General features: G+C 70.1%; 21 protein-coding genes and 1 pseudogene. 4 read left to right on the top strand and 18 right to left on the bottom strand.

From position 1 onward, the window contains the following. Positions 1-316: 316 nt before the first annotated feature. Positions 317-1,180, bottom strand: a complete 864-nt coding sequence (locus AB0J46_RS37205; RefSeq protein WP_364338930.1) for an alpha/beta fold hydrolase — start codon at positions 1,178-1,180, stop codon at positions 317-319. A 160-nt stretch (positions 1,181-1,340) separates the two neighbouring features. Next, the gene (locus tag AB0J46_RS37200; protein ID WP_364338928.1) at positions 1,341-1,955 is read right to left on the bottom strand and encodes a TetR/AcrR family transcriptional regulator; all 615 of its coding nucleotides are present in this window, start codon (positions 1,953-1,955) and stop codon (positions 1,341-1,343) included. Between the two features lie 405 nt (positions 1,956-2,360). Between AB0J46_RS37200 and AB0J46_RS37195 the strand changes: the two genes are divergently transcribed. Further along, entirely contained in the window at positions 2,361-2,555 is a 195-nt protein-coding gene (locus AB0J46_RS37195; RefSeq protein ID WP_364338926.1) for a DUF664 domain-containing protein, read from the top strand. A gap of 482 nt (positions 2,556-3,037) precedes the next feature. Beyond that, on the top strand, positions 3,038-3,304 hold the full coding sequence (locus AB0J46_RS37190; protein ID WP_364339317.1) for a hypothetical protein: 267 nt from the start codon (positions 3,038-3,040) through the stop codon (positions 3,302-3,304). On the opposite strand, the pseudogene AB0J46_RS37185 reads toward AB0J46_RS37190, so the two are convergent. Together AB0J46_RS37185 and AB0J46_RS37180 are read right to left on the bottom strand one after the other, a co-directional pair. Further along, positions 3,220-3,744, bottom strand: a pseudogene (locus AB0J46_RS37185) (isochorismatase family protein). The gene AB0J46_RS37190 and the pseudogene AB0J46_RS37185 overlap by 85 nt on opposite strands. Positions 3,745-4,014: 270 nt before the next feature. After that, entirely contained in the window at positions 4,015-5,079 is a 1,065-nt protein-coding gene (locus AB0J46_RS37180; RefSeq protein WP_364338924.1) for a glycerophosphodiester phosphodiesterase family protein, read from the bottom strand. A gap of 403 nt (positions 5,080-5,482) precedes the next feature. Here AB0J46_RS37180 and AB0J46_RS37175 point away from each other — a divergent pair, with 403 nt between their 5' ends. Continuing rightward, on the top strand, positions 5,483-6,442 hold the full coding sequence (locus AB0J46_RS37175; protein WP_364338922.1) for a zinc-binding dehydrogenase: 960 nt from the start codon (positions 5,483-5,485) through the stop codon (positions 6,440-6,442). 303 nt (positions 6,443-6,745) lie between these two features. Here AB0J46_RS37175 and AB0J46_RS37170 read toward each other — a convergent pair whose 3' ends face one another. The 5 genes from AB0J46_RS37170 to AB0J46_RS37150 form a co-directional block, all read right to left on the bottom strand. Beyond that, positions 6,746-7,321 (bottom strand): GNAT family N-acetyltransferase, encoded by a 576-nt coding sequence (locus AB0J46_RS37170; protein ID WP_364338920.1) that lies wholly within the window; start codon positions 7,319-7,321, stop codon positions 6,746-6,748. 404 nt (positions 7,322-7,725) lie between these two features. Continuing rightward, positions 7,726-7,878: a hypothetical protein gene (locus tag AB0J46_RS37165; protein WP_364338918.1), complete on the bottom strand. Its 153-nt coding sequence runs from the start codon at positions 7,876-7,878 to the stop codon at positions 7,726-7,728. 478 nt (positions 7,879-8,356) lie between these two features. Continuing rightward, positions 8,357-8,680: a hypothetical protein gene (locus tag AB0J46_RS37160; protein ID WP_364338916.1), complete on the bottom strand. Its 324-nt coding sequence runs from the start codon at positions 8,678-8,680 to the stop codon at positions 8,357-8,359. Continuing rightward, positions 8,677-9,153 carry a hypothetical protein gene (locus tag AB0J46_RS37155; RefSeq protein WP_364338914.1) on the bottom strand — a complete coding sequence of 159 codons (477 nt, stop codon included), beginning with the start codon at positions 9,151-9,153 and terminating at the stop codon, positions 8,677-8,679. The genes AB0J46_RS37160 and AB0J46_RS37155 overlap by 4 nt, the downstream gene beginning before the upstream one ends. Positions 9,154-9,671: 518 nt before the next feature. Beyond that, positions 9,672-11,117, bottom strand: coding sequence for a serine hydrolase (locus AB0J46_RS37150; RefSeq protein WP_364338912.1), 1,446 nt, complete (start codon positions 11,115-11,117; stop codon positions 9,672-9,674). 861 nt (positions 11,118-11,978) lie between these two features. Here AB0J46_RS37150 and AB0J46_RS37145 point away from each other — a divergent pair. Beyond that, a complete protein-coding gene (locus AB0J46_RS37145; protein ID WP_364338910.1) occupies positions 11,979-12,941 on the top strand; it encodes a LysR family transcriptional regulator in 963 nt (320 codons plus the stop codon). On the opposite strand, the gene AB0J46_RS37140 is transcribed toward AB0J46_RS37145, so the two are convergent. The 9 genes from AB0J46_RS37140 to AB0J46_RS37100 all read right to left on the bottom strand — a co-directional run bounded on the left by AB0J46_RS37140 (position 12,928) and on the right by AB0J46_RS37100 (position 26,025). Further along, complete coding sequence (locus tag AB0J46_RS37140) at positions 12,928-13,776, bottom strand: alpha/beta fold hydrolase (RefSeq protein WP_364338907.1); 849 nt, start codon at positions 13,774-13,776, stop codon at positions 12,928-12,930. The genes AB0J46_RS37145 and AB0J46_RS37140 overlap by 14 nt on opposite strands. 121 nt (positions 13,777-13,897) lie before the next feature. Further along, positions 13,898-14,686: an ATP-binding cassette domain-containing protein gene (locus AB0J46_RS37135; protein ID WP_364338905.1), complete on the bottom strand. Its 789-nt coding sequence runs from the start codon at positions 14,684-14,686 to the stop codon at positions 13,898-13,900. Then, a complete protein-coding gene (locus AB0J46_RS37130) occupies positions 14,683-15,717 on the bottom strand; it encodes an ABC transporter ATP-binding protein (RefSeq protein WP_364338903.1) in 1,035 nt (344 codons plus the stop codon). Before AB0J46_RS37130 ends, AB0J46_RS37135 begins: the two co-directional genes overlap by 4 nt. Then, the gene (locus AB0J46_RS37125) at positions 15,710-16,696 is read right to left on the bottom strand and encodes an ABC transporter permease (RefSeq protein WP_364338901.1); all 987 of its coding nucleotides are present in this window, start codon (positions 16,694-16,696) and stop codon (positions 15,710-15,712) included. Before AB0J46_RS37125 ends, AB0J46_RS37130 begins: the two co-directional genes overlap by 8 nt. Beyond that, complete coding sequence (locus AB0J46_RS37120) at positions 16,693-17,622, bottom strand: ABC transporter permease (RefSeq protein WP_364338899.1); 930 nt, start codon at positions 17,620-17,622, stop codon at positions 16,693-16,695. Before AB0J46_RS37120 ends, AB0J46_RS37125 begins: the two co-directional genes overlap by 4 nt. After that, complete coding sequence (locus AB0J46_RS37115) at positions 17,609-19,324, bottom strand: ABC transporter substrate-binding protein (RefSeq protein WP_364338897.1); 1,716 nt, start codon at positions 19,322-19,324, stop codon at positions 17,609-17,611. Before AB0J46_RS37115 ends, AB0J46_RS37120 begins: the two co-directional genes overlap by 14 nt. Positions 19,325-20,452: 1,128 nt before the next feature. Then, positions 20,453-22,312 (bottom strand): DUF2264 domain-containing protein, encoded by a 1,860-nt coding sequence (locus AB0J46_RS37110; RefSeq protein ID WP_364338895.1) that lies wholly within the window; start codon positions 22,310-22,312, stop codon positions 20,453-20,455. Positions 22,313-22,315: 3 nt separating this feature from the next. Beyond that, on the bottom strand, positions 22,316-24,673 hold the full coding sequence (locus tag AB0J46_RS37105) for a polysaccharide lyase 8 family protein (RefSeq protein WP_364338893.1): 2,358 nt from the start codon (positions 24,671-24,673) through the stop codon (positions 22,316-22,318). Beyond that, the gene (locus AB0J46_RS37100; protein WP_364338891.1) at positions 24,670-26,025 is read right to left on the bottom strand and encodes a M60 family metallopeptidase; all 1,356 of its coding nucleotides are present in this window, start codon (positions 26,023-26,025) and stop codon (positions 24,670-24,672) included. Before AB0J46_RS37100 ends, AB0J46_RS37105 begins: the two co-directional genes overlap by 4 nt. Positions 26,026-26,134 lie beyond the last annotated feature (109 nt).

Genomic DNA, 26,134 nt, shown 5'->3' with positions numbered 1-26,134 from the left:
GAGCGCGTCACGATAGGCGGCGAAGCGGATGTTGATCGGGCAGAAACCGATCCGCGGGCCGCGCTCGGCGGGCCGGAGCGCGCCCGCCTCGGCGGTGCTGAACAGAGGCCGGACCTCGGTGTCCCACCGCTCCAAGATCTCCGCCCATGGCCGGACGGTCAGCACACCGCGCCGTTTGGGCGGCGAGCCCTTCTGCGCCTCGCCATGGCGCACGAAGAGCACGCCGTACTCACCGAACTCCGGCCTGTCGGGATTGCGGCCGAAGTCCACCACGTCCAGTATGCGTGGGCGGCTCACCGCGATCGGCGGTTGTCGGCTATCGCCCGGTGTGCCGGAGGATCGCGGCGGAGATCCGAGGGATCACCGGCGGCGGGAACCCGTGCCCCATTCCCTCGATGGGCAGGAACTCGCTGCCGGGAATCGCCGCCGCCAGGGCCTGGCCGTGAGCGAAGGGCGCCATGGGATCGTCCGAGCCGTGAATCACCAGAGTCGGAGCGGTGATCGAGCCGACCAGCCCGGAACGGTCGCGGGAGGCGAAGGCCGCGAGGATGTGGTTCTTCGAGGCGTGGCCCGCATCGGTGGCGTTCTCGATCTCCCGCTCGATGATCGCGCGCGTGGCCGCCTCGTCGAACGCCGCCAGCTGTCCGGCGAGAATGCGGGCCAGCTTGAGATGCGATTCGACGTGCTCCTCCCGGGTGCTGGGCGGGTTGGCGATCTGTTCGGCGTCCCAGGCGGCCAGTCGTGGATCGCGTACCGTGCCCCGGAAGGTGTTGGTCGCGGGGTCGAGGGGCTCGGCACTTGACATGATGATCGTCAGGCTGCGCAGGCGGTCAGCGTGTTCGAGCGCGATCTCCTGGGCGATCATGCCGCCCATCGACGCGCCGACCACGTCCGCCGTGGCGATGCCCAAGCCGTCGAGCAGGCCGATCGCGTCCTGGGCGAGGTCGATCATGGTGTACGGGTTGGCCTCGTAATCCACGCAGCCGGACAGCCCGGTGTCGCGGTTGTCGTAGCGGATGACGTACCGGCCTTCCTTCTGGAGAAGGCGGCAGAGCTCATCGGGCCAGGTGGCGCCTCGGGCGCCGAGCCCCATCACGAGGAGCAGCGCGGGGTCGGCCGGGTCACCGAACGTCTCGCACCACAGGCGGATCCCGTTGGCCTCGACCATGCGTTCCATCATGTTCTGCCCCTCGTTCTGGCTCGCACCAGTGGCGACGACTGGCGCTACGACGTCCCGTACGAGGACGAGCGCTCACGGACCGTGCGCCGAGTCCGCTCCCACAGCGCCCTCCCACAGCAAAAAGTATATACGCGTTAACTTTTTGCTTGATCCAGAGCCGTCACAGTCCAGCCGGCACATGCAGGACGGCGAGCATCTGGGCCCGCAGGTGCACGCTCAGCGCCCGGACGTCATTGCTCAGCCGGGCGGCGAGCACCGCCGTCACCATCCCCATGACGGAGGTGACGGCGATCCGCGCCGCGAGGTCCGACAGCTCCGGCCGTACCTCGATCAGCAGTCCGACCCACTCCTCACGGATCTGCCGCATCTGGCGGTTGAGTCGCCGCCGATCCTGCTCCGGCAGCCACAGCAGCTCGGCCTGCATGATCAGAGTCAGACTCCGGTTCTCGACGGACGACCGGGAGAACCAGTCCACCAGGGCGATCAGCGCCTCCTTCGGGTCCCGGTCCCGGTCGGCCAGCGCGGCTTGCGTCCCCTCCTGAAGGCGTTGCAGCGACAGCTCGATCAGGGCGAGGAGGATGGCCTGCTTGCCGGGGAAGTGCCGGTAGACCGCGGGCCCGGAGATGCCCACCGCGGCCCCGATGTCGTCGATCCCGGTGTCGGCGTAACCACGCTCCACGAACAGCCGGGCCGCCTGCAGCAGGATGACCCGCTTGCGCACCCCATGTTTGCGCCCCTGAGAGATGAGCGATTCCAGCTCGTCGGACTCGGCCACACACGTACCTCTCTGATAGAAACAGCAACCACGGTTAACATATTGGATGGAAGCTTGGCGCGCGCGTCCACGGCCTCCAGCCGTCCAGCGCCGGGCGACGTAGGGGTCCGGAGCCGCGGCTGTCAGAGATGACCTGCGAAGATACCGCCCGGAAGGACGGCTCAGCGAGGGTACCGGTGGCGTCCAGGGCGGCCGCGATCGTCCAGTCGAGAGGCATCAGCGCGTCCCTGAGCCCATCGGCGCACCTGGCAGGATCGTGACCCATGATTGACGATTTCGCGAAAGACAACCTGCACGAGAGACTGCGACGGGACCGCAAGGCGCTGCTCTGGAAACTCGACGGCTTGTCCGAATACGACGCCCGCCGACCTGCCGTGGTGGCCGGAGTCAACGCTGGCCTGGCACATGAACCTGTTCGCCATCATGGTTCATGTCCTCGGCGAGTCCACCCGGCATGCCGGGCACGCCGACATCCTGCGCGAGGGCCTCGACGGCCGGACCGGGTCGCGCGCCGAATACGAGGAGCAGATCGACGAGGAAGCCCGTGCTGCCTACTGCGCGAAGATCGAGCAGGCCGCCAGGACGGCCCGGACCAATTAGGGCTCAACCCACATCGCGCCACCGTGGCCGCGCTCTTGGCGGCGCCACGGTTCACCTCCGCCCCCACCACCAGGCCCTCATCCCACCCGATTTCGGGGAAGGTGTCCTCGTCGCGCGGGTCCGTCCCGACCCGGCGCAATCGACAGACGTCCTCGGCCGAGGACGATGCCGCTCACAACCACTCCGTTCGGTGGCCCGGATAGTCGAACCGGTCCGGCGCGGCGGCCATCCGCAGCGTCCGGCACGGGTATTCGGGCCGAGGGGCACACGCCGCGAACCAGCAGCCGTTCAGAGGGTTCTCGCGCGGTGCCCGGCACGGACTTGTGGACGATGATCTCCTTCGGGCCTTGCATGAGCCCCCGCCGCCCGCCGGCGCTCCCGCTGACTTCACCCTCAGGAAGGGCGCTGATCAGGGCTCACAACCCTCGAATGTCCTTCGTCACAGCGCTGTTGACGACAGGCCACCTACGACCGGGCGCAAGGTGTATGCGATCAACCCGCCGGCCCTGGCCCGCTACCGCGAACGCCACACCGTCGCCCGCGCCAAGTCCGACCACGCTGACGCCATGACGTTGGCCAACATCCTGCGCATCGACGCCACCACCTTCAGCAGGCTGAGCGTCGGTGCGCTCCACACGCCGGCGAACAGGCGGGACCGGCCCGTTCAGGCGACGACGGGCTCGCCGCTCAAGGCGACGCCGGCCCGGCGCAGCTCGTCCAACGCGGTGCGCGTGGTGTCGGCGGTGTAGTCGAGCAGGACCTGAACCGTGAAGCCCGCGCGCGCTCCGTCCAGCGCGGTGGCCTTCACGCAGTGGTCGGTCGCGATGCCGACGACATCGAGGTCGGTGACGTCACGGGCCTTCAGCCGTCTCGCCTTCCTCGGTCAAGCCCTCGAAACCGCTCTTGGAGGCGGAGTGAGCGCCCTTGAAGAACACCTCGTCGACGCGCCCGGAGGCGACGGCGTGCGCGAACTCCGGATGGAACTCCCCCCTCCCTCGCTACCGTCCTGGAAGTCGGGGTTGTCGGAGAAATGAGCGCCCGGATCGATGTGGTGGTCGCGGGTGGCGACGACGAAGGCGTACTGCCCATCGAGTTCGGTGATGGCGGCGGCCCGATCCGCGCCACCCTTCACCGGAACCCTGCCGCCCTCGCAGAAGTCCTTCTGCGAGGCGATCAGTGCACGATTCACGGACGATCCCTTTCTCCCAGGTGTAGCTGTCCTGCGGACATCCTCCCGGCGGGCGGGCACGCCACTCCTCGGCGAACTGCTCCGCGAAATCGACGCCGCGGCGGGAAACGACCACGCCGAGACGTCCCAACTTCTCCACAAGGAGATATTCGGAGAGTGAGGGCGCGGCCGACGGGGGTTCTCCACGCCGGCCGCGGACCGGCACGACGGCCCAACAAAGCCTCGGGCGAGCCACGTGCTTATGAGAGGCCGCTGAAGGGCGGCCGACGATTACTTGGCGTAGGACTTGGGCAGGCGCATGCCGCGCTCGGCCATGATCTGCCGGACCCGGTCCGGGTAGTCGGTGATGATGCCGTCGATGCCCATGTCGATGAGGGCCGCGATGGTGGCCGGATCGTCGCACGTCCACGGGATGACCTTCAGACCGCGCTCGTGCGCGTCCGACACCATCTTCTCGGTGACGTAGAAGCGGAAGGCGGGATCGCTGATCGTGCCGTTCTGGGGAAAGCCGTACACCGGGGACAGGGCGGTGACACCCGGAATGCTGGCGGCTGCGCTGACGAAGTCGCCGCCGAAGTCGTCGGCGTCGATCCCGCCGAGCCAGGGGGAGGCGCCCGGCTTGCCGACCTGGAGGAAGTCGTAGTTGGTCAGGGCCACCAGCGGCCATTCCGGCGCGAGCCGGTGCATCTCCGTCAACGCGCCCCAGTCGAAGGACTGGATGGTGATCTGGTCCTCAATGCCCGAGGCGCGGATCTCCTCGAACACGCGGCGGACGGACAGCTCGCGCGGCGCGGTCTGCTGCGGCGCGCCCGCTTCGACCTTGGTCTCGATGTTCAGCTTGACCTGCTTGGCCCGGCGAGCCCTGACGAGGTTCAGTACGTCCTTGAGTTCGACCATCCGGAAGCCGTCGACCACCTCCTGTTCGGGGAAGCCGGGCAGCTGCCGGTACCCGCAGTTCATGGTCTTGATCTGGGCCAGGGTCAGATCCTTGATGAACTTGCCGACGTAGGGGAACATCGGGTCCCCGGGGGTGAGGGGCGCGGTGTCCTGGCACTTCTGGGCGCTGATCTGCCGGTCGTGGTTGACCACCACCTTCAGGTCCGCGGTCACATGGGTGTCCAGCTCAAGAGTGCTGACCCCGAGGCGCAGGGCCTTGGTGAACCCCTCAAGTGACTCCTCCGTCGTCATGCCGAGGCCGCCGCGGTGGGCTTGCAAGTCGAAGTGGGTCTTTTGGGGCAGCACGCCGGGGCCGCCGGCCGTCGAGGCGTGGGCGGCCGCCGGAGCGGCGAGCAGGGAAACGAAGGCCAGACTTGCCAGGGCATGGCGACAATGCACGGGATGTTCCGCTCTGTAAGGTGTGAAATGACCTTGGCGACGCTAGAGGCCCATCCGCCCTCCGCTGCGGCGACGGCATGAGGAGGTCATGAACGTTCGCAGAACGCCCAGGAACGCCGGTTTTCCCTCGAAGGCCGCGAGCACGGCGGGCGGGCACGCGCCGAGGACGATACCTTGATCAACCGTTCGTGCGGGCACGATCGCGGGAGACGGTCTTCGCGCACCCCGCTCACTCTCTGGCCACCATCGCCGACCGCTCGCGACCGGAGCTCCTCCGGCGACCCCCTGGCCGTCCCGGCCCCGTCGATGTGGTGCTGCCGGCCACCGGCCGAACCTGCCCAAACTCACCGACCTGGGCGCACTGGCGCGTGTTTCGAAAGATCACAGGGGTGAGCCTGCCGCATTGGGCAAGGGGCGTCCGCCGAAGTGGAGCAGGCGGCAGTTGATCGACGGGATCCGATGGCGGCTCCGGACGGGGGCGCCGCGGCGGGACGCGCCTGGCTGCTACGGCCACCGGTTCTCCGTGTACGGCTTGTTCCGGCGCTGGCAGCGGAAGGGCGTCGCTCCGGTGCCGCTGCCCTTCGTGCCCGGCATCGAGGTCTCCGGCCACATCCGCGCCCTCGGCCCCGGTGTGACCGGCCTGCGCGCCGGCCAGCCCGTGGCTGCGCTGACCGTCGTCGACAGCAGCGGCTACGCCGAGGTGGTCACCACCTCCGCTGACCGGATCGCCCCGCTCGACGACCTCGACCTCGGCCTGGACGTCGCCGCGGCGATCCCGTCCAACAGCACCACCGCTTTCCTCGTGCTCGACAAAGTGGCCCGCATCGCGCCCCGCGAGAGCGTTCTGGTGCATGCGGCGGCCGGCGGGGTGGGCAGCCAGCTCGGTCAGGCAGCCAAGCTGCTCGGCGCGGGCCGCGTGGCCGGCACGGTCGGCAGCCACGCCAAGATCGAAACCGCCAGGGGCTTCGGCTACCAAGAAGTGGTGCTCCGCGAGGAACACCCTTCCGGCTTCGACATCGTGATCGACATGGTGGGCGGCACGACGCGCCGTACCGGAATCGACGCGCTCAACCCGATGGGCCGCCTGATCGTCATGGGCAACGCCAGTGGCGCCGAGGACGTCGGCATCCCGGCCAACGAGCTGTGGTTCACGGACAAGACCGTGTCGGGATTCAACTTGGCCGCCTTCTCCGCCGCCTTTCCCGCAGAGGCGGGACGTGCACTGCGCCGCGCCGTCGCCGCCGTGGCGGCAGGCGACCTGCTGCTGCGCGTCGAGGAACTGACGCTGGATCAGGCGGCCGAGGCCCACCGGCGCCTCGAGTCCGGCACGACCACGGGCAAGCTCGTGCTCAAGGTCTCCTGATCAGCAGGACAATCCAGACGCGTGCTGCTCGGCGCGTCCACCATGGCAGCGGCGGTGTGGTCCCGCTGCCCCCGCAGCATGCTGGGCTCGACGGCGGCGGAGGGAAGCGGCTTCAGTGGCTGGCGTGCCGGAGCCGGCCGGTGGGCCAGGCTCGGCCGGCCCGGGAGCGCGCTGCATGGGTGAGCAGGCCGGTGAACCGGTAGGCGGCATGACCGTCCGCAGCGCCGGCAGGAGAGCGACCGCGGGCATGAGTGAGAGCGTGATCTTCGTCCCGGCGAGGGCTCCCAAGCGTCCCCGCCGTCATCACTCGTGAGCGGGCCATTCCTCGGCCAGGAGCGCGTATGAGAGACCGTCGAGCCATCCCTTGGTGCGGTGGAGTGAGTCTCTCACCGTGTGCTGTTCGCGGCGCATCCCGACCCGCTCCATCAGCCGCCACGAGGATTCGTTGTCGTAGAAGCAGTCCGCGTGCAGGCGGCGCAGGCCAAGACTCCTGAAGGAGACGTCGATGAGGGCGCGCACCGCTTCGGTGGCGTAGCCCTTGCCGCCGTAGGCGGGATCGAGCGTCCACCCGAGCTCTCCTTGGACGCTTCTCGCCTGGTCAGCGACCTCTTCCTGGGCCCAACCGTCCTCGACCCTCAGTGTCAGGTCGCCGATCACCCGGCCGTCCAGCTCGACGATGAGCAGGTCTGCGAGCCGCTCCTCGCTGAGGAAACGCTCACGGTAGTCGTCGTAGGTCTCTGTGGCGGCCGCGATCCATTCGTGAGTCTCCGGCAGCTGCCGGAAGGCCCAGGTCGCGTCCAGGTCGTCAGGGGAAGCCCGGCGCAACAGCAGCCGCTCGGTGGAAATCGGCCAGTCCAGCGTTTCAAGAGGGTGACGCATGGGCCCTCATACTGACAGCGGGCTGTGGTGACACACAAACGGATTATTGCGGACGACGTCTCCGAAAACGACGCGGCGATCCCCTACGGGAACCGACAGGACACCGAAGCGACCAGGGCTCCCGGAAGCCCGCGTCCGGGGCGGGATTGGTCGGGTATCACAGGGCGGGCTCCGTCTGGGGCGTCGCGGAGGGCCTCGGCGACGGCGTGCCGCGAAGCTCGGATGAGCAGGACGCGTTCAGATCAGTCAGTTGGAAGAGCAGCACCGTCCTTGTCGGCGGCGGCCGGTCAGGTCCAGGCGCGGCCGGTATCACGAGCGCGAGCAGCGGCGCTGCGGCGCAGCCCGCCGCGGCTACGGCGATGGCGCCGCTGATAGCGGCACCTCCCAGGGGAGCCGGTCGCGGCTCACAGCACGGCGGCCAGTGCGATGGACGGCAGGCCGAACAGCAGTGCCCACGCCGCCATCCGCCCGTGCAGGTCGGCTTGCAGGGCGCCCGGTGTGGTGAGGAGTTGCCACGGGGCGGTGCCGTCGAGGGCGTAGGTGTGGATCGCGACCATCGCGCCGAACGCGGCTGCCGCCGGGCCTACCAGGGCAGCGCCCTGACGGGCCGCGGAGCACCAGGCCGGCGGCTGGTGCCGTGGTAGCCATGCTCTGGCCTCCACAAGGGCTCTTCCCCGTTCGTTCTCTGCACCATGCCGAGCCTGCGTGCGAGTGGCACGCCGCCCTGGACAGCGGGGAATGGTCATTTCTCGCAGGAGCGTTTCCCTCATTCTTTGGAGCGCCGTTCACGAATGGGTCTGAGCTGAGCGAATGCGCGGGCTCTTATGATCTCTCCCCAGCGCAAAGATCGTTTCCCGTACGGGAAGCTCTGGTGCCTTGATCGATCAGTGCGGGGATTTACGGAAAGACGTTCACAGGCCGGCGGCATCGTCGATGAGTTCACGCAAGAGATCTGCATGCCCGGCAGTTCACGAGCACGCGATCAACCGCAGAGGGTATCCGACCAGACCTATTGGTTCGATTCCGGTTACAGCGCTAGCGATCCTGTCTCGCGGGTCCAAGACGGCTGACCTGATAGGGCTCAAGGTCGGTGAGTGGCTCGGCTGACCGGAAACGTGTGCGTTCACTGGCCGGAAACCGAGCCTGGTCGGGATCGAGGAGATCAATGAGCTCGACCAATTGATGCTGCATCCGCACAAGCCGCTCCGTCGCCCCGTCCGGCGAGTGCGCTGCGTTCTCGATGTGCTGGAACAGCTCCTGAGTCCAGTCCCGAAATTCGTCGTCATCTTGGACCTTGCGGGTGAATTCGGCGTAGCCGCGACACCAGCGGTTCCCAGGACTGCTGTCATCAGCGATCATAAGCTCACCGATAGCCCGCTGGTCGGCTCGGAACAGCCGATAGTCCGTTCCCGGGATGCGGGCGGTGCTGAGTGTGCGGCTGATGCTCGCGAGGCAGAGCAGCACTCCGCGGTACGGCGATTCTTGCCGAGGTCCAAGAATCGGATGTCCCGCCGGAAGATCTCGGCCCATCCGAGATATTCCGCAAAGACATATGCAGTGCTGAATCGAGCGTATTTCGCTTCACGTGCGCTTCCGTCAAGCATGAGCGCCTGCATGAAGCCAGCACCTGCAGCACGGTCGACCTGATGGCCGAAGAGGATGTTGTAGATCCTGCTCTGTAGATCAAAGGCGACCCATAGTAGGGAGTTCCGATAGCGAGTCATGTAGTCCAGACGCTCGACGTTCTTCAGACGAGACTGCCACCAGAAGCCGATCCCTGCCGTCGAGACCGCACCCAGCACCGCGATGACAGCCGATATCAGACTGACCATGTGCCTCGCCCTCAGGAAGAGAATCCGTGCCTGTCCCGTGCGCTGCCAGGATCCCCTGCACACCGTGAACCTTCAATGGTTGTCCCGGTGAGAGTGCGTTCCGCGTCGGGTGTGCAGGTCGGATGTGGCCGGGCATCTGCCATCCCGGTCCAGCTCTGAGAATGGGGCGATATAGGTGGTCCCGCCCACCATGGTCTCGGACGACACGGTGGCGCACACGCTCGACCTGGTCGACGTGCAGGTTGCGCGCGGCGTGGACGGGTCTGGCGGGAGGCTGTCAGGAACCGGCCGCTCCGGCGATCCCGTCCGTGGCGCTCGGCCCGCTGGAAGCTGACCCGGAGGTGGAATGGACCGGCGAACATGAGCGCTCGGTCGCAGCCGCTCTGAACCGGACGGTGGGCGGCGAGCTGACAGCCGCCGCGCGGGGGCCTGGCCGGGACGGGCGTGTGATCACAGGTCGTCGCCGGTCAGGCTGCCGGGTACCACGGCGACCTGACCGGCTCGGCTTGACGGCGGGGTCAGCCGAAGCGGCGCTTCTCGTACTCGTCGATGGCCTTGCCCAGCTTCGCCAGGCGCTCAGTGAACCAGACGTTCTCCGCGCCTGTCGCGGGACGGTTCGGGTCGACGTACTGGTAGCCGAGGTTGGAGAACAGGGCAACGACGTACGTGCGGCCGCCCTTGCCGGGCAGGGCCTTCACGATCCCCGCGTCGGCGCCGGAGTTGTTCACCCAGCCGTTCTTGTGGGCGTAGGTCACCTCGGCCTTCTGATCGCACGGTCGCACGTCGCGGCCGTAGGAGATGCCCTGGCCGGGAATCGTCACAGTGCCGTCGGCGCCGAGCCACCGCGAGGGCGTGAGCTGCGGGATGCCGGGAGAGGGATAGTCCGCGCCGCACCAGTTGGTGGTGGAGAGGGTGACGTTCATGCCCTGCTCGGCCAGCCTGCTCCTGAAGAACGTGCGGGAGGCGTCGCTCAGGACGTCGGCCGTGACCGCGGTGCCGCCCGTAGTCTTCCACAGGGTTCCCGCCCCGCCGTTGACCAGCGTCAGCAGCTTCGCCGTGTCGAGCGACGTCATGGTGACGGGGTTGCCCCATCGCGCGCCGTTGTCGGGATTGGTGTTCTTGAGCTGGAGCGTCTCCAGGCCGAGGTCCTGGAAGGTCTGGTTGAGGCCGTTCACCGCGCCCTTGTCGTGCAGCAGCTTGACCATGGCGCAGGCGGCGGCGTTGGACGACCAGGTGAGCGCGGCGTCGAGGAAGTTGCGGACCGTGTCGCTGCGGGCGGGGCCGCACAACGAGCTGACCGTGACCGGCTGGTAGGCGTAGGTGTCGTCGAGCGAGATCTGGCCCGCGTCCACCAGTCGCAGCACCCCGAAGCCCACCATCAGCTTCAGGACGGAGGCCGGGTAGGGGCTCATGAAGTCGATGGCGGCGTTCTCGCGGCCCGGCACGATGTCGATGCTGCCTTGGCCGCGGTTGGCGTACCAGCCGGCGTCGTCCCACTGCCTCCAGCGGACGGCCGAAGTGCGCAGCTTGTCGTCCATCGGGACGATCTTGCCCTCCGGGTACTGCGGGCTCATCAGCACGGTGCCGGAGGACAGGGGGCGGCCGAGCCTGTCCAGTTCGATGACGGTCAGGTCGATCTGGGGCTGCTGCGTGATCGGCGCGGCGGCCGCGGCGGCCGCGCGCAGGTCGGCCTTCTGCGGGACCTGCTTCGCCTCCTTGGCGGCCCCCTCCCGCCGCAGCGCGTTCAGGTCGGTCGCACTCGTCGGCGGGCTGGTGTCCAGGACCTGCTCGAACCGCTGACGGCCGAGCGCCTGTTGCAGGAAGTACGCCAGCGCGCTTGTGGAGCCGTTGTCCGCCTCCGCATTCGCAGGGAGCGGCGCGACGAGGCCGCCCAGCAGGACGGCTGTGGCGGCGAGCCCGGACAGGACACGCCGCCGACGACTTGTTGATCTAGTCAGAATCACGGGGCCACCCTAGTCAGAAATGATCTCTGTTATCCGGCAGTTATGAAAGATCTCACAATTAGTACGACTCGTGAGCATCTGATGGGATCCCAGCAGCAGTGCAGAAATGTCCAGCGAAGTAGCGCCTGAGCTGCGATAACGCAGCGTCCTCCGATTGGCGTCTCGGTTCGATCGCGACGTCGGATCATGGTGAAGGACAGTCCGCGGCCCGGGCGCGGACCAGGGATCACCGCCGTTGCCGCGGATTGCCGGCTTCGGCGCTCAGCTCGGTGATGCCGGTGTCGTGGTCGCGAAGCATGCGCATGACCGTGGCCGAGGAGGGGGCCGGCCTGTCTGGGCGGCCTGGGTGATGATCAGGCGGGAGGCGATCTCGCGCGGACTGAGGCCTTGGTCGCGCAGGTGCAGGGCCATGGGCGGCATGGGCTCATCGGTGACGATGACGCCGCCGATGCCCTTACCGTTCCTGCGGCCGGATCCGTGGCCTTCCCGATCGTTGTCTCGGGTTCATATCCTCTTGCCGCAGGTCAGAGCTTGATGAATGGCACCCGGCGAGGGATGCGAGTCGCCTTGATCTTGGCCCTCGCGCGGGTGATCCGCTGCCCGCGGCGCTCTCCTCTGCCAGGAAGCACAGGCGATCTCGGACACGGTCAGGCCGGAAACCAGGCAAACCCAATGTCACAGACAAACATCGACGGATACTAACGCACTGTGCAACCACAGCTGAGGTCACGTAATTGGACAGTTGAGCGGTAAACCATGCCGGAGCGGACGCGTCCGGAGGCGCACGCTAGCATCGGGGTCCCTGGTCCCCCGCGCGGATGCGCCGCGACGGATGCCCGGCCGACCCGCCACGGAGCCCGCGTGCCCACGATCGACCCCCGACGTCTCCTCATCCTCCGTGCCTTCGTGCTGTCCGACTCGGTCACCGCGACCGCGGCGGCGCTGCACCTGACGCCGTCCGCCGTGTCGCAGCAGCTCGCGGCGCTCGAACGCGAGGTCGGGCACGCGCTCGTCGTCCGCACGGGGCGCAAGCTGGTGCTCACGCCGGCCGGGCGCATCCTCGCCGGGCACGCCGAGGAGATCAGCTCACTCCTGAAGATCGCCGAGGCCGACCTGGCCGCGCACGCGGGCGGTGTCCTGGGGCAGCTCCGGATCGGCGCGTTCCCCACGGCGATCAGCTGGCTGGTGGCGCCCGCCATCGTCGAGCTGCGCCACAAGGCGCCGGGGGTCGACGTCACGGTCGTCGACGCGGAGGTGCACATGAGCCACCGGATGCTGATGCGCGGCGACATCGACATGACCGTCAGCCTGGAGTACGAGTCCAACCCCGAGCGCGACTCCCCCGACGTCGTGAAGTTCCCGCTCTACATCGAGCGGTTCAAGGCCGTCCTCCCCCAGGCGCATCCGCTGGCCGGTGAGGAGGGCGTCGCGCTCACCCAGCTCGCCGAGGAGGGCTGGATCATGCCCTCCCCCGGTAATCCGTGCCGCACGATGGTGCTGCAGGCGTGCGCGGAGCTCGGCTTCCACCCGCCGATCAGCCATGTCTCGGACGACTACCGCGCCGCGCTGGCGCTGGTCGCCGCGGAGGCGGGGATCTGCCTGGTGCCGGAGTCCGCGCTCTACGCCCGCGACGCCGACTGGGTGACGATCCTGCCGACGCGCGGCATCGCGCCGCTGCGCAAGGTGATCATGACGACGCGGCGCGACAACCAGCGTCATCCCGTCGTACGGGCGGGGCTTGAGGCGATGCGGGCCGCCGTCGCCGAGCCGGACTCGGAGATCTACGGCCCGCTCGCGCGATCCGACACCTTCAGCGTCGAGTGACGGTTCCGGCCGGCGGCGCGTTCTCGCGGAGGAAGGCGTCGACGTGCCGGTGGTACTCCTCCGGCTTGTCACGGCGCACACAGTGGTGGGCGCCCTCGATCACGACGACGTCGAAGCCGGGCGCGACGGCCGTGAGCCGCTCACGGGAGTGCTTGTCGACGATGACGTCGCCGGTGCCGGTGACCAGCAGCGCCGGCACGCCGGCCGGGCCGACCGTGATCTGCCGCGCGGTCGGCGTCCAGATCCGGCGCTTCTCGTGGACCCGCTGCTGCATGTAGTCGATGTCGACGGCCTTCATCGCCTCGGCGAGCGGCCGCAGCTCCTGCTCCGACCAGTGGGGCTTGAGCTCGCGCTGCATGTCCATGAGCTCCTCGACCGACGCCGTGTCGGCGTAGTCGAAGGGGTCCTTGGTGGTCTGCTCGACGCTGAGCCACGGGTTGGGGCCGGCCTCCGGCACCCACCATGGCGGGTCCTCGAGCACGACGCCGGCCACGAGGTGGGGGGCGTCCGCGGCGACGAAGGCCGCGATCCGCGCGCCCATGGAGTGCCCGACGACGAGCGTCCTGCGCCCGGTCTCGTCGAGCATGTCCTTGAGGATGTCGATCGCGTCCTGCACCATCACGTCGGTGGACGGAACGCCCTCGTGCTCGGGCAGGCGGCCGGGCGACTCCCCGTGGCCCCGTGCGTCCGGCGCCACGATGTGGTAGTCGCCGCCCCAGCGGTCGACGGCGTCACCGTAGCACGCGCCGGACTCCACGGCGCCGTGGAGGATGAGGATGGAAGGCGCATCTGCTGCGTCCCGCCCATACTCTCGGACGAACAGGTCTGTTCCCACGTGTCCTCATTCACTGCTCTGTCGCGCCGGCCCCCGGCCGGCTCACGACGGGGTTGTCGTTCGGTGGATCATGGTCATGATCGTGGCACGCCTCTTCGGCGTCGCGCAACGCGCCCGCAGGTCAGGTCAGCAGTTCCGCCTCCGGTGTCGCCTCGACCAGCGCGCGTGTGCAGGGGTGCTGCGGGGAGCGGAAGATCTCGTCGGACGAGCCGGTCTCGACGATGCGGCCGCGCTGCATGACGGCGACGCGGTCGCTGTAGAGCCGGATCACCGCCAGGTCGTGGCTGACGTGGAGGAACGAGATCCCCTGGTCGCGCTGCAGGTCGGCCAGCAGGTTGAGGATCTGGGCGCGGACCGACACGTCGAGCGCCGAGGTCGGCTCGTCCGCGATGATCAGATCCGGTTTGAGGGCGAGCGCGCGTGCCACGGCGACGCGCTGGAGCTGCCCGCCGGACGCCTCGTGCGGGTAGCGCCCCAGGTAGTCGGCGCCGAGGCCGACCGACTCCAGCAGCGCGACCAGTTCGGCGGTCGACGTCGTCTCGCCGTGCGCGCGGAAGACGTTCTCCAGCGTCTGCCGCACGGTCTGCAGCGGGTTCAGCGACGCCAGCGGGTCCTGGAAGACCATGGCGACGTTGCGCCGCAGCCGCCGCAGTCCTCGCCGGCCGAGGCGGGCGACGTCCTGCCCGTCCGTACGGACGGTGCCGGACGTCGGCACCACCAGGCCGTTGGCCATCCGCGCCAGCGTGGACTTGCCCGAGCCGGACTCGCCGACCAGGCCGAGCGCCTCGCCCCGCTCGACGTGGAGCGAGACGCCGTCCACGGCGAGGAGGCCCTTGCGGCCGCGGCCGAAGCCGCCGGCGGTGCGGTACCGCTTGCTGACGTCGGTCATCTCCAGGATCGGCTGGCTCACGGGGCGACCTCCTGCGGTTCGGGGAGCCGATCGAGGTGGCAGGCCGCGAGGTGCACGCCGCCGCCCTCGCCGGCCGGGCGGACGGTGGGCAGCGGTACCTCCACGACACAGCGTGCGCCGACCTGGTCGGCGAAGCCGCAGCGCGGCGCGAAGGCGCAACCCGGTCCGGCGTCGCGCAGCGACGTGGGCGTGCCGGGGATGGCGCGCAGCCGGGTCCGCTCCCCACCGATGTCGAGCCGGGCGTCCAGCCGCGGCGTGGCCGCCCGGAGGCCGGCGGTGTACGGGTGGGCGGGCTGATCGAAGATGTCGCGGAGGCTGCCGTACTCGGCCTGGCGGCCGGCGTACAGCACGAGGACGTCGTCCGCCGCACTCGCCACCACCCCGAAGTCGTGGCTGATCAAGAGCATCGCCATGCCGTACTCCTGCTGGAGCCCGCGGAGCAGGGCCAGGATCTGCGCCTGCACCGTCACGTCGAGCGCAGTGGTCGGCTCGTCGGCGATGAGCAGCGCCGGCCGGTTCACCAGGGCCATCGCGATCACCGCCCGTTGCCGCATCCCGCCGGAGAACTCGTGCGGGAAGCGGCGTACGGCCTCCGCGGGCTCGGGGATGCCGACCCGGTCGAGCATCTCGACCGCACGGGCCCGCGCGGCGCGACGGGTGACCGACGGGGCGTGCAGGCGGACCGCCTGGGCGATGTGCGCGCCGATGTCGAGGTACGGGCTGAGCGCGGACATCGAGTCCTGGAACACCATGGCCACGTCGGAGCCGCGGGCCCGGCGCAGCTCGCGCTCGTCGGCGGAGAGCATCTCCCGCCCGGCGACGACGATCCGGCCCCGGGCGCTCGCCCCGCGCGGCAGCAGCCGCATGATCGCCCGGCCGGTGATCGTCTTGCCCGACCCCGACTCGCCGACCACGGCGAGCGTGCGGCCGCCGTCCAGCCTCACGGAGAGGTCCCGCACGACCTCGGCGGTGACGCCGCCGCCGGTGAACGAGACGCACAGGTCCTCGATCTGGAGTACGGGGTCAGGCACGGCGGATCCTCGGGTCGAGAAGCGGCATCAGCAGGTCGGCGATCAGATTGCCGACGATGATGAGGAAGGCGGAGAAGAGCGTCACCCCGACGACGATGCTCAGGTCGGACTCGTTCACGCCGGACAGCAGCAGGTCGCCGAGCCCGTGCAGGCTGAAGACCTTCTCCGCGATCACCGAGCCGCCCAGGAGCGCGGTGACGTCGAGCGCGAACATCGCCACGACCGGCACCATCACGCCGCGGACGGCGTGCCGGTTCACCCGCCGGGCCGACGCGCCACGGGCGGTCATCGCGACGAGGTGGTCGGCCGAGAGTTCGTTGAGCAGCTGCGTGCGGGTGACCCGGATGTAGCCGGCGGCCAGGATGAACGACAGCACCATCCACGGACCGATCAGGTGCCAGGCCCAACCCGCAGGTGACTCCGAGAACGGCACGAAGCCGGAGTACGGCAGCGCGTTGAGCATGAAGCCGAAGACCTGGACGACGAGCAGGCCGACGAGGAAGGTCGGGACCGACAGCCCGAACATCGCGAAGCCGATCGAGAACCGGTCCACGATCCCGCCCTTGCGTATCGCCGACAACGCGCCGAGGCCGATGCCCACGACGAGGCACAGAACGGCCGCGCCCAACGCGAGCGACAACGTGACGGGCAGCCGCTCGGCGATGAGCGTCGTCACGTCGCTGCGGTTCGGGAACGAGTAGCCGAAGCAGGGCGCCTGGCAGTGCACCTGCTGGGCGCCCTCGCCGTACGTACGGCCGGCGAAGAGGCCCTTCACGAACTGGCCGTACTGCCACACCGGGCTCTGGTCGGTCTGCATGTAGGCGCTGACCTTGGCCCGGGTCTCGGGCGGGCACGGCTTGCCGCACATGGCGCGGGCCGGGTCCTTCGAGGCCCCGAAGAAGAGGGCTATCGTCACGAAGGCGATCGCGAGGAGCATGAACACCGCGGTGGCCATGCGGCGGGCAATGTAGACGATCATGCGGAATCCTCCATGCGCACGTCGAGGACGTCGCGGAGCGCGTCACCGGCGAGCGTGGCGCCGAATACGATCAGGAACACCACGGCGCCCGGGAAGAGCATGTACCAGACGTCCGCACCGCTGTAGATCCACGGCAGCGAGTCGGAAAGCAGTTTGCCGAGGTCGGGAACGTCGCCACGCAGGCCGACGCCGAGGAACGACAGTCCCGCGACCACGCTGACGTTGCCGGGCAGTGACATCGCGAACAGGACGACGACCAGGCCGAAGAGGTGCGGCAGCATCTCCCTGCGGATGATCTGCCAGGGTGCGGCCCCGGTCGCGCGCGCCGCCTCGACGAAGGCGCGGGCGTTGAGGGCGCCGGCCTGGGCGCCGATGATCCGGGCCGGGACGGTCCAGCCGAAGAAGGCCAGCACGAGCACGAGGACCAGGCCCCGCGGCATCTCCGGCGGCACGATCGCCATGATCGCGATGACGAACATCAGGCCCGGGAAACCGAACATGAAGTCGATCACCCGCCCCGCGACCGCGTTGAGCCAGCCGCCGAAGTACCCGATCGCCGTACCGAGGACGGCGGCGAAGGCGATCGACAGGATGCTCGCCCCGAACGCGATGAACAGCGACGAGCGGATGCCGTAGACGATCTGGGCGAACAGGTCGACACCCGTCACCGGGACGACACCGAGCCAGTGGTCGGCGCTGACGCCACCGAAGGCGCCCAGCGGACGGCCGCCGTCCGGGTCGAGCACGTCGGTGTGCAAGGTGTTCGGGTCCTGTCCCTCCATCCACACGAGCAGCGGGGCGCAGAGCCCCGCGACGAGCGGCACGACCAGCATGACCAGGCCGGCGACGCCGGACCGCTTCCGGAGGAAGCGGCCGAGGACCGAGGCGCCCCGGCCCTCCGCCTGCTGGATCTCAGCGATCGACACCGACGACCAACTCGTTCGCGAACGGCGGGTAGGCGGGGACGAAGTAGTTCATGATCTTCGAACCGGCCAGGGCCTGCGTGCGCTGCACGAGGATCGGCACGACCGGGGCGTGCTCCATGATCTGCTTGTCGATCGCGGCCCACATCCTGGCGGCCTTGTCGAGGTCCGGCTCCGCGATCGCGGCGTCGATCGCGGCGTCCACCTTGGGGTCGGAGAACTTCGAGGCGTTTCCGCCGCCGTTGCCGATCTCGCTCGACGCGAACAGTGGCTGGATGGTGCTCATGCCGCTCGGGAAGTCGGCTCCCCAGCCGTTCGTCGTCATGTCGTAGTCGCCGTCGGCGGACGAGATGAGCTCGGACCAGGTGTTGGCGTCCAGGCCCTTGAGCTCGACCTTGACGCCGACCCGCGCCAGCGAGTTCTTGATGCTCTGGGCTTCCTTCTCCTCGATCGCGCTCACGTCGGTCGGATAGGTCAGCGTGAGCTTCAGGTCGGAGACGCCGGCGGCGGCGAGCAGTTCCTTCGCCTTGTCGACGTCGCCGGTGTCACCGCCGTCGTACAGGTTGTACTCGGTGTAGCCGGGGATGCCGGGCGTCATGATGGTCGAGGCGATCTGGCCGCCGAACTTCGGGCCGCCGTACACGCTCTGCAGCTCGGCCTTGTTGACCGCGTAGTTGATCGCCTGCCGCACGCGGACGTCGGACAGGCTCGGGCGCTTGACGTTCATGGCGAGGTAGCGGAAGTAGCCCGAGGGGCTGTTGGCCATGCGGCCGGAGATCGACGGGTCGGACTCGATCCGCTGGAACTGCGACGGCGAGATGAGCGCGTTGCTGATCGCGGTCCGGTCCTCGCCCTTGTCGTCGATGAGGCGCTGCACGATCGTGTCGTTGTTCAGGCCCATGTCAAGGACGATCTTGTCCGGGCCGGCGAACCGCACCTGGTCGCTGTCGGCCGTCCAGTTCGGGTTGCGGTCCAGCACCGCCTGCGACCCCTTGCGGAAACTCGTCACCTGGTACGGGCCGCTGGCGACCGGGTGCTCGCCGTACGTCTCCGGCTTGGTGTCGGCGGCGGCCGGCACCGGCGCGAAGGCCGGCATGCTGACGATCCACGGCCAGTTGCCGAACGGACGCTTCAGACGGAAGACGATCTTGTGGTCACCGGCGACCTCGATGGAGTCGAGCTCCTTGCCGTCGTACGGGCCGTCGTAGTCGGTGCCGCCGACCAGCAGCGTCTTGTGGTAGCCGAGGCCGCCCTGGAACATCGGCGCGAACGACCGCTCGATGCCGTACTTCACGTCCTGGGCGGTGATGGGGCTGCCGTCGGAGAACTTCAAGCCCTCCTTCAACGTGAAGGTCCACGTCTTGCCGCCGTCGTCCGTCTTGCCGGTGTCGGTGGCGAGGTCCGGCACGAGCACCGTGTCCTTGTCGGGGAGCGTCCGCCACGACGTCAGCCCGCGGTGCACCCACCGCAGCCGGCTGGTCGGCACCATCTGCGCGTTGGCGGTCTCGAAGGACTCGGTCGCGCGCCGCGAGAGGTAGTGCAGGGTCCCGCCCTTGGGCACGGACTCCAGCGGCGCCGCGTTCTTGCCCTTCGTCGGCTCGGTGGACTGCGAGGTGGACTGCGAGTTCGCGTTGCAGCCCGCCGTCACGAGGGCCAGGACGAGCGCGAGCCCTGCGGGCACCACTCTCCGGGATCGATTCGCCATAGATCGCGCTTCCTGTGAAGCGGCCCCGATCGGTCGGGTCCGCTGTGGATCTCAGGAAGGGAGTCTGTTGGCGAGCGAGAGCACGCGTCCATCGAGGAGTTCTGCAACGGATCTTGCAGAAAATCTTAAAGATCGCGGGAATCTGCGCGCGCGGCGTCCATGTTAGTCCGTCGGTCCGGGGGCCGGAAGACCGCGGCGCACACCCACGGGACCCGGCCTCCAGCAGTACCCGCCGAAATCCCGCACAACAACGACGCATCACACATCTGGCGCACGACCGAGGAAGTCGCAGCCACGCCAACCGTCCACCCTCCGCTGCCGGCGCGACGAAGCCGCCTCTGGGCCCCCTTCGCTCGGCTGACAACGCGCCCGCCCCTCTACAACGTCCACGACCTGCAGCAGTGGCTTGCCGGCCACCGCATCGACCGCTGCGAGGTGGCCTGATGGCGTCGCGGCCCGAGCTGCCGCCGGCTGGCGAGCGGAACGCTCCAGGGCGGGCGCCACCGCGCCTGATGGCGCCTGACAGGTACGGCGCGGCCCTGGCCGGACGTGCGTCCGACGAGGCTTGGGGTGGAACACGGCTGGCCACCTTGATGGTGATGGTCTCCGTCAGCTCGGGCGAGACCTCCTCAACCACCTCGGCACGAGCTCTGAACGATCACACGGCCACGCGGATCCGCAGGTGGACACACCGAAGATGCGGGGCGTACCGCGGTCGAGGAACCGCGTCCCCCTTCGGCAATCGGACGTTGCCCCCTTGACCCCCAGAACATGGGAGCAGCCGTTTCCGCACGTCAAACACACTCATGCACTGAGCACGCCATTCGTCGGCCTGCAGGTCGCGCCCGTGTGAACAGGGCGTGTGGTCCCCAGCGGGTCCCCAGTTTCCATCCGCTCGTACGAGAGGGACAGTAATCGACGCCCGCGGTCACAGGCGCCGATCCGACCCTGTCGGCAGTGATCTTGTTGAGACAAGCGGGCCTTCCCGCCGGAGAGCTAGCGGATGTTCCCCCGCTCCGGCGTAGCCTCCGGTGGCCGCGCCGACCGGTTCACGAGCTTCTGGATCTCCGAGCCGCTGACGTAGCTGAGTCACGCGGTGAGCGCGTCGCCGGCCACCAGGGCCTGCGATCATGAAGCACTGCGGTCCGGGTCAGGAGACCGTGTCAAGGTCGTGGACGTGCCGTCGGGGAAGCCGATGACGACCTCGCGGGCGGAGACGTCCACGGTGACCGCGTCGCGGAGGGCGGCCGGGTGCACGGCGTCGCCGGAGAGCACGACCAGCGAGACGTGCAGGCCGGGCTTGTCGGCGTGCAGGCACGGGACGGCCGAGTGCGGGCCGAACGCGTTGGACTCGACCTCGCGCGCGACGCTCGCCCGCCGCCAGCCGTACAGGGCGACGATCGCGGAGGTGAGGCCGTCCGCGCGGCGCGCCATCGCCCATCCGCGCCCGGTCGCCACCGTCGGCGGCACGTCCCCGGCCACGGCGAACCCACCTTCACGCACGCCGCCCTCGCCACCGGCGATCTCGTGGACGCGGAGCTCCCAGGGGCCGCGGACGACCGAGGTGCTGGTGACGAGCGCGCCGCCCGCGGTCCGATGGGAGGAGGAGGCGGTGGCGTCCGCGCACGTCAGCGGCGTGATCACGGTACGGCGCGAGGGGGTGCCGCCGGGCGCGACCAGCGCGAGGTGGTTGTCCAGATCGCGGGCCCAGGCGTGCTCGGCTGCCTCGGGGGCGGTGCGGGTGGAGTAGGCGAGCTTGGCGTAGTGCGGGTCGTCGGGCGGCGCGCCGTGGTCGCTGCCGTGGTTGAGCAGGCGGACGATCCCGTCGTGCCGGGTGCCGTGCAGGAGCAGCCCGGCGGCGGGGACGGCCGCGACGACGTCGTGCTCGTCGATGGGCAGCGGCTGCTCGCGCTCGCTCCACACCGGGTGGTCCGGCGGCAGCAGCAGCCCGAGGAACCCCTTCGACGCCCAGTACGGCGACGCGGGCCCCGAGTACGCCTGCGTCACCGGCAGGAACGGCTCGTACCAGCCGAGGGAGAGCAGCCCGTCGGGGCCCGGCACGCCGCGCTCGGCGAAGTGGCGCGCCACGGAGGAGGCGAGCTTCCTGGTCTGGCCCGGCGCGAGCGGGGTGGCGCCGGTGAGCGCGCCCAGCCAGACGGGCGCGAGGGCGGCGAAGCGGTAGGTGAGCGAGCGGCCGTGATGGACAGGCGCGCCGTCCGCACCGAAGAAATGCTGATATGTCGTGAGGAATTCGTGCAGGCGGCTCGTGTACACGCCGGCCCGCTCCGCGTCGCCCGACATGCGCGTCCACAGCAGCGGGTACAGGTGCAGCGCCCAGCCGCAGTAGTAGTCGAAGTTGCGCGAGCCGCCGTCGGTGTACCAGCCGTCGCCGGCGTACCAGTCCTCGATGCGTTCCAGGCCGCGGTCGATCTCCCGCTGCTCGTACGGCCCGCCCACCGACTTCAGGAACTCCTCCGTCACCGTCTGGAACAACATCCAGTTGTTGTCCCAGGTGCGCTTGCCGACGAAGCCGCCGAGCCAGTGGGCGACCCGGTCCCGTACGCCGTCGTCGAGCCGGTCCCACAGCCACGGCCGGGTCTCGTGCAGCGCGACCGCGATCGAGGCTGCCTCCACCATCTGCTGCGAGCAGTCGGTCAGCTCGGGCCACGCCTCGCCGCTGCCGGGGTCGGTGCCCGCTGCGAGGCCCCTGGCGTACCGCTCGGCGAGGTCGGGGACGTCGCCCGCCGCGCCCGCGAGGCGGAACGCGGCGAGCAGGAACGTGCGCGCGAACCCCTCCAGCCCGTCGAGCGCCACTCCCGACCAGCTCGCCCGGCCCGGAAGCCGGATCTGCGCGAAACCGGGCGAGGCGTACGGCGACACCGCCCCGAGCAGCCGGTCGGCGAGAGCCTCCCAGTGCGCGCGGGTCCAGCCGGTGCGCGAGGAGAGCACGCGGTCGGTCGGCGGCAGCGACAGGTACGGAGGGATCAACGTTCAGCCTTTCTTGCCGACGGCGAGCACGGCGGTGTGGGACCGGCCGCGGGAGCCGGCCAGTTCGACGGTGACGGAGGGCCGCTCGCCCGTCGTGACCGAGACGGTGTCGTCGGCCCTGACCAGGGCGTGCGCGGGATGGGGAAGTACGAGCGTCACCGCCGCCACGGTACGCCCCGGGTCGGAGACCGCCACGGTCGTCCGTCCAGCCGCCCGCCGGACCAGGACCGCGCAGGGAGCCGAGGCCGACACCCCACCCGCCTCCCCCGCCGCCCAGAACGTGGCCGCGAACAGCTCGCCGCCGCCCGCCGAGCGCCCGTGCGCGCGCACCGCCTGCACGGTGGCGGTGTTGGCCAGGATCTCGGCACGGTCGAAGTCGCGCGTCCGGTCGGGTGTGGCGCCCGGGAGCATGACCCAGGCGTAGTCCGCGCCGGACGGGCTGATCCCATGGTCGAGCCAGAGGGTGGTGTAGTCGCAGGTCACGGTGGCGTCCGTGCCCTGCGTGCTCGCGCCGTCGTTGATCGACCGCCAGGTGTCGGTACGGCGCTCGGTGACCGCGCGCGGCCGGTGGCCGGAGGGGAAGACGTACCCGGCGACGCTTTCGAGGTGCGCCCAGCCGTCGCCGGTGGTGAGCGGGGCGGAGGTGCGCCGGTTCTCCACGACCGTCTCGATCACGCGACCGTCGGCGCTGGTGATCCCGGCGCCGAGACAGACGACGGCGTCGTCGAGGCACACCCAGGTCTTGCGGGCGGTGAGCGTGGTCCCCACGGCCATCAGGTCGAGCGCGGCGACGCCGTACCCGTCCGCGGTGGCGCCGCCCGCCCAGGCGTTCTTCGGGCGGAACGTGCCGGTGCCGCCGGAGGAGACGGCCGGGTCGCGCGGGCGGGTGTCGACGGTGGTCCCGGCGAGCCGGTGGGAGTCGACCGTGGGCCAGTAGCCGTCGCTGTAGTGGCCGGCGTCGAGGTAGAGGTACGTCGCGCCGTCGCCCTGGTACCAGGCCCGGTAGTTCTCTCCGTTGCCGCACTCGTACAGGGCGATCCGCTTCGACGACAGGCTGATCGCGTACGACCAGCCGGGACGGCGGTGCACGACGCGGTCCATGTCGGCGAACACGTGGTGGCCGCTCGGCCGGGGCGCGGCGGCGACCGCGTCGTCGGCGAGCACGGCGACGGCCCTCGCGGTGGCCGCGACGTCCGCGCCCTCCTGGAACCGGCCGCGCGCGATCCACCCCTTGGCCAGCTCGCGGAACCGCGCCGCGTACGGCTCCCCCGCGCCGGCCGCCAGGCGCAGGATCGCGTCCACGGTGTCGCGGCCCGAGTCGTGGTCCCGGTTGAACTGCCGCGACACCGCCCGCCCGCGCACGCTGTCCATCATCAGCCCGTCGTGGATCCACGGCGCGTACGTGCGCTCCACCGCGTCCAGCACGACCCGCACCGCCGGGTCGTCCACCTGCCAGGCGCTCCCGCCGAGCAGGCCGAGGATCGCGCTCACCGACTGGAGCAGGACGACGCCGTACGAGCCCGTGTAGGCCACGACGTCATGCTGGACGAACGAGCCGTCGGCGTAGTAGCCGTCGCCGGAGGTGACGTGGCCGAACAGGGTGTGCTTCCCGGCGTCGCGCCGGTCGGACAGGCCGTCGCGGGCGAGCGCGATCTTGTCCGGGCTCTCGCCGACGATGCCGCGCAGGGCCACGATCAGCGCCTTGTCGGCCCGGTTCGCGCCGGTCTCGGCGAAGTTCGTGAGGTTCGTCCGGCGGTCGGGGTTCGGGCAGAAGCGGTCCACTGCGCGGATCCAGGAGGCCCGCCGTCCCGCGTCGACGGCGTCGTGCATGAGCACGCAGGTGTCCATCAGCGCGCGCGGGGCGCCGATCTCCCAGTGCCACCAGTTGCCGGTCTCGCGCTTGCCCTCGTTGTAGGCGCGCTCGTAGAGGAAGTCGAGGCCGCCGATGATCTGCGCGGCCAGGGTGTCGTCGGCGTGCAGGGCCGAGCCGCGGCTCGCCCAGGCGGTGGCGAGCGCGCGCAGGCGCTGGTGGCTGGCCGCGATGTCGCCGGACACGCCGGTCAGCGGGAGGTCCGGCCACAGGTGCGTACGTCCGGGAGCCAGGTTCATCGACGCCCGGTACGCCGAGGCGGCCGCGTCCAGGCGGGCCAGCGGCGCGGCGAAGGCCGGGTCGCGGGGGTCGAGGTCGCCGCCCGTGATCAGCTCGGCCGCCTTGGCCCGGAGCCCGGCGAAGTCGGCGGGACCCGCCGGTACGTCCGCCCCCGAGGCCGCTGTGCGGCGGATGGTTCCGGCCCAGGCCGGGGTCGCGGTGAGCAGGGGCGCGGCGGCGACGGCGCCGAGGAAGGCGCGGCGGCTGGTCATCGCTCGCTCAGCCGGGTCAGGTCGGCGTCCGGCGCGGGCAGGCCGAGCGCGGCCAGTTCGGCGTACCCGCTCTCCGGGATCGGGAACGCCCACGCGCGCAGGAATCCGGAGAGGTCGCGTCCGGCGACGCGGCTGAAGTACAGGGCCATCAGCGTGAAGCGCCGCGCCGAGTCCCCCGAGGACGACGGCGGCGTCTCCTCCCTGACCAGCCGGTGCACCCGAGGGTAGAAGTCGTCGCCGAACCCGAGTTCGAGCTGCCGGAACGGCACCAGCTTCTCGAACGCCCCGAGCCCGGCGTAGTCGGCGACCGGCAGCTTGACGAGCGCCGTCTCGTAGGCGTTGTTGGTCACCAGGTTGGACGGCATGCCGAAGTGCCGCTGCACGGCCAGGCTGTAGATGTTGACCGTGACCTCGGTGAGCTCGCCCGGCCGCCAGGCCATCTGCTGGTGCTGGTGCCCGAGCTCGTGGTAGACGCCCCAGCCGGTGGTCCGCACCTTGTCGGGCAGGAGCAGGCGGGTCGTGGCGTACGCGTCGTAGTAGGCGGTGTAGGCGTGGGTGGCGTACGCGGTGGACTTGGGGCCGTATTCGGGGCGTACGTTGACCAGGTGCCGGCCGAGCGGGGTCGGGGCGTGCAGCGGGGCGGAGCCGTCCAGGCCGGAGATCGCCGCCTCGACGTCCTCGACCTGCTCCAGCAGGGTCATGAGCTGGGCGTGGTCCTGGTCGCGCGCCTGGAGGAAGGTCTCGCGCCGGACGGTCACGATCATCTGCGGTGAGACCAGCTCGACGAAGGGCGCCTGGGTGAACGCGTCCACCTGCGCCTGGAACTCGGCCTCCGTGGTGCCCTCGGGCGCGAACACGGGCGCGGCGAAGGCCGGGCGGCCCTTCCACGCCGCCCGCGTCGCCGGCGCCGGGTCGCCGCAGCCGCTGCTCGGCGCCAGCACGTACGTCGGCACCGGGACGCCCTCCGGCCCGAACCGCACGACCGCGTTCGCCCTGCGGTCACCGGTGAACGACAGATACACCATGCCGCCGCCCGCGTCGGTGACCGTGTTGACGCCCTCGGTGAGCGGGTGGGCGCGCGGGTACCGGTAGGCGGTGTCGGGGTTGGTGTCGGGGGCGCCGACGTGCAGGGTGGGCCGGGGGCCGTCGGGGGCGCGTACCTCCAGGGTGAGGGGGCGTCCGGGCGGCAGGTACAGGCCGGTCGGCACGAACTCGGTCGTACGGTAGACGGTCTGCATGCGCAGCCGTTCCGCCTCCGCCGCCGGCCGCCCCCGCAGCACCACGGCCCTACGCGCCCCGGGCACCGCGACCCGCCGCACCTCGGCAGCCGCGACCCGGGGTGCGCCCGACAACGCCACACACCCAGCTGCGGCCAACCCCACGACCACCCCCCTGCGAGAAAGCCCTTCATCGGGGGTCGCCGGGGCGAGGCGAGCGGGCGTCCCATCGAGGGACGCAGCG

This window comes from Nonomuraea sp. NPDC049758 (assembly GCF_040674635.1).
Classification (GTDB): Bacteria; Actinomycetota; Actinomycetes; order Streptosporangiales; family Streptosporangiaceae; genus Nonomuraea.
Note: the sequence above shows the minus strand (reverse complement) of the source record. Positions and strands in the feature narration are given on the sequence as shown.

What these genes read in the sequence shown, in the direction of transcription:
- AB0J46_RS37155 (WP_364338914.1), bottom strand. Translation starts at nt 9,153, where the DNA reads ATGGTCAGTCTGATATCGGCTGTCATCGCGGTGCTGGGTGCGGTCTCG.
- AB0J46_RS37115 (WP_364338897.1), bottom strand. Translation starts at nt 19,324, where the DNA reads ATGGCGAATCGATCCCGGAGAGTGGTGCCCGCAGGGCTCGCGCTCGTC.
- AB0J46_RS37195 (WP_364338926.1), top strand. Translation starts at nt 2,361, where the DNA reads ATGAACCTGTTCGCCATCATGGTTCATGTCCTCGGCGAGTCCACCCGG.
- AB0J46_RS37205 (WP_364338930.1), bottom strand. Translation starts at nt 1,180, where the DNA reads ATGATGGAACGCATGGTCGAGGCCAACGGGATCCGCCTGTGGTGCGAG.
- AB0J46_RS37165 (WP_364338918.1), bottom strand. Translation starts at nt 7,878, where the DNA reads ATGGTCGCGATCCACACCTACGCCCTCGACGGCACCGCCCCGTGGCAA.
- AB0J46_RS37160 (WP_364338916.1), bottom strand. Translation starts at nt 8,680, where the DNA reads ATGATCGCTGATGACAGCAGTCCTGGGAACCGCTGGTGTCGCGGCTAC.
- AB0J46_RS37105 (WP_364338893.1), bottom strand. Translation starts at nt 24,673, where the DNA reads ATGACCAGCCGCCGCGCCTTCCTCGGCGCCGTCGCCGCCGCGCCCCTG.
- AB0J46_RS37125 (WP_364338901.1), bottom strand. Translation starts at nt 16,696, where the DNA reads ATGATCGTCTACATTGCCCGCCGCATGGCCACCGCGGTGTTCATGCTC.
- AB0J46_RS37170 (WP_364338920.1), bottom strand. Translation starts at nt 7,321, where the DNA reads ATGCGTCACCCTCTTGAAACGCTGGACTGGCCGATTTCCACCGAGCGG.